This window comes from Micromonospora sp. ATLC20, assembly GCF_057196585.1.
The window spans coordinates 1-2975 of sequence record NZ_JBXUOV010000326.1 but is presented as its reverse complement, the minus strand read 5'-3'; the positions used below and the strand labels follow the sequence as shown (position 1 = coordinate 2975).

Here is a 2975-nt window from a genome sequence, read left to right as displayed (position 1 = left end):
GCCCCGGGTCAGCCGCCGGGGGCGGGCGCGGGTCGCGCCGGTGCCGGTGAACCGGGTGTGCCGGCCGGTTCGCCGCCGGCCGGCTGCGACGCGGCATACGCGCCGGCGCCGATCGCCAGGTACAGCCCGCCGAACAGCCAGAACGCGGCGAACAGGAAGCCGCGCTCGGCCATCGCGGAGATCATGACGAGCGCGCCGGCCAGGGCGGTCACCGCGTACCCCGCCCGGATCCCGCACGCGCACAGCGCGCCGACGACGAGGGGCCCGGCGATCCACAGCGCCGCGCCCACCCAGCCGACGCCGACCGAGCCACCTGCGGTCGCGACGGTCACGAGCACGCCGGGCATCGCCACGACGCCGCCGGTCAGGTAGCGCCACCAGCGTCCACCGGCGCCGCGCCGCATCGCCCACGGCACGAGCGCCGCCGCCCCGGCCACCAGCGCGAGCGGGAAGTAGTACAGCCCGATCTCGCCGGACGCGCAGGCGAACAGCGTCAGCGCCGCCGCGCCGGCGAACCGGGCCGCGCCGCGGGCCCGGCCCTGCAGCACGAGCGGCGCGGCCACGAGGAGCGCCGGCAGCAGCGTGAGCAGCGCGATGCCGGGGCCGAACCGCCGGACGACGCCCTGCTCGCCGGAGTCCGCGCCGAACGGGTCCACCGGCACCGCGGACGGCAGCAGGAAGCTGACGCACACGGCGATCAGCACACCGGCGGCCACCGCGACCACTGACAGCGTCCGGGCGGCCCGCTCCGCGCCGTCCTGGACCGGCAGGCCCAGTTCCTCCCGCGCCTGGCCCGCCACCGCGCCCGGTGCGCCGAGTCCGGCGAGGATCTCGGCGGTGTCGCGTCCGCTGTCGAGCGCGTCGGCGATGTGCGCGCGGACGTCCGCGACGATCTCGCGTGCCGCGTCCGGCGGGATCTCCGACAACTCCGCGTCGAGGGCCCGCAGATAGGTCTCCGCCGCCTCCGGGAGGCCGTCGTCGCTCATGTCTCCTCCGCCATCAGCTCGTCCACGTGCGGCTGGATCTCCCGCCACACCGCCGCGAACATCCGCAGGTGCGCCCGCCCCTGATCGGTGATCGTGTAGTACCGCCGGGCGTGCCCCTGCTCGGGCGCCACCCACCGGGTCTCCACCGTGCCCGCCTGCCGCATGCGGGCGAGCAGCGGATAGAGGCTGCCCTCACTCGCGGTCAGGTCGCGGACGGCGAGCCACTCGGCCAGTTCCAGGCCGTACATGTCGCGTCGCGAGAGCAACGCGAGCACGCAGTACTCCAGCACGCCCTTGCGGATGTTCGTGGTGATCCGCTCACGTGCGCCGTCCATGCGACGCAAGATACCTTGCTATGCAAGACATGTGGCGCGAGGGGTCCGCGGCACGCCGCGCTCGGCGCACCGCGGACCGGGGCCGGTCAGAGCGTCCGGTACGAGACGAAGGTGCCGCGCGTCGTCCAGCCCCGGAACAGGTCGTCCGGCGCGGCCTGCGGCGATTCGAGTGTCGGACATCGATCGACGTGCATTGACACATTTCGTTACGGCGGTGATAGTAACTGCAAAGCTCCCGCCGGTCCCTCCGCTGGGACGCATCGCGGCGGCGCCACACCGACGTGGCCGGCACACCGCCACCACCACCGTCCAGGGAGCGCCGTCACGACGTCCCCTGGAGGACGCATGAGAAGAAGATCGAAGATCTACGCGGGGCTGGCGGCCGCCCTCGTCCCGCTCGCCTCCGTGGTCGTGGCGCTCGGCGCGACACCCGCGGGCGCCGCGATCGGCGGCTCGGGGCCCTACCCCGCCGACTACGAGACCTCGTCGAGCCTGCCCAACCACACCATCTTCCGTCCCCAGACGCTCCCGTCCGAGCGCCTTCCCGTCCTGGTCTGGGGCAACGGTGCCTGCTCGGCGAACGGGCTGTCGCAGGGCAACTTCCTGCGCGAGATCGCCTCCCACGGCTTCCTCGCCATCGCCAACGGCGCACCGAACGGCTCCGGCTCCACGAACGCGCAGATGCTCACCCAGTCCATCGACTGGGCGGTGGCGGAGAACTCGCGGTCGGGGAGCAAGTACTACAACCGGATCGACACCACCAAGATCGCCGTGGCCGGGTTCTCCTGTGGCGGCGTCGAGGCGTACGCGGTCTCGAACGACCCGCGCATCACCACCACCGGCATCTTCAGCAGCGGCCTGCTCAACGACGCCGACGACTACCAGTTGCGGCGCCTGACCAAGCCGATCGCGTACTTCATCGGTGGGCCCAGCGACATCGCCTACCCGAACGCGATGGACGACTGGGGCAAGCTGCCGTCCGGGCTGCCCGCCTTCATGGGCAACCTGAACGTCGGGCACGGCGGCACGTACGACCAGCCCAACGGCGGCGAGTTCGGCCGGGTCGCGGTGCTCTATCTCAAGTGGCGCCTGAAGGGCGACATCAGCGCCGGCGCCAACTTCGTCGGCCCCGACTGCGGTCTGTGCCGCACGCAGTGGAGCGTCCAGCAGAAGAACCTGACGCTGGACGCGCCGCCACCCACCACTCCCCCGCCCACGACCCCACCGCCCACCACGCCGCCGCCGACCACACCGCCGCCCACCACCCCGCCGCCGCCGGGCGGGGCCTCCTGCACCGCCGTCTACGCCGTCCAGGACCAGTGGAACGGCGGGTTCGTCGCAGGCGTGACGGTGACCGCGGGGAGCACCGCGCTGACCGGCTGGCGCGTCACGCTCACCCTGCCCGGCGGCGCCGCGATCAGCTCGCTGTGGAACGGCGTGCCCAGCGGCACCAGCGGCACCGTCACCGTGGCGAACCAGAGTTACAACGGACGGCTCGGCGCGGGGCAGAGCACCACCTTCGGCTTCCAGGGCACCGGGACCGGCGGCGGCGCCACCGCCACCTGCACCGGTAGCTGAACCATCTCGGCGGGGCCGGCGGCCGTCCGCCGGCCCCCCCCCGGGGGGAAAGGGTAGCCGCGCACCCCGGGCCCCG

Annotated in this window: 3 protein-coding genes; 1 reads left to right on the top strand and 2 read right to left on the bottom strand. The window is 73.5% G+C overall.

Translation table 11 applies throughout. The features are described 5' to 3' along the window. Nucleotides 1–8: 8 nt before the first annotated feature. Both AC2CHG_RS30895 and AC2CHG_RS30890 read right to left on the bottom strand, forming a co-directional pair. Complete coding sequence (locus tag AC2CHG_RS30895; RefSeq protein ID WP_484526149.1) at nucleotides 9–986, bottom strand: DUF1700 domain-containing protein; 978 nt, start codon at nucleotides 984–986, stop codon at nucleotides 9–11. Continuing rightward, entirely contained in the window at nucleotides 983–1321 is a 339-nt protein-coding gene (locus AC2CHG_RS30890) for a PadR family transcriptional regulator (RefSeq protein ID WP_262015014.1), read from the bottom strand. Before AC2CHG_RS30890 ends, AC2CHG_RS30895 begins: the two co-directional genes overlap by 4 nt. A 345-nt stretch (nucleotides 1322–1666) precedes the next feature. Between AC2CHG_RS30890 and AC2CHG_RS30885 the strand changes: the two genes are divergently transcribed. Continuing rightward, nucleotides 1667–2899 carry a cellulose binding domain-containing protein gene (locus AC2CHG_RS30885; RefSeq protein ID WP_484526148.1) on the top strand — a complete coding sequence of 411 codons (1233 nt, stop codon included), beginning with the start codon at nucleotides 1667–1669 and terminating at the stop codon, nucleotides 2897–2899. The last annotated feature ends 76 nt before the right edge of the window (nucleotides 2900–2975 follow it).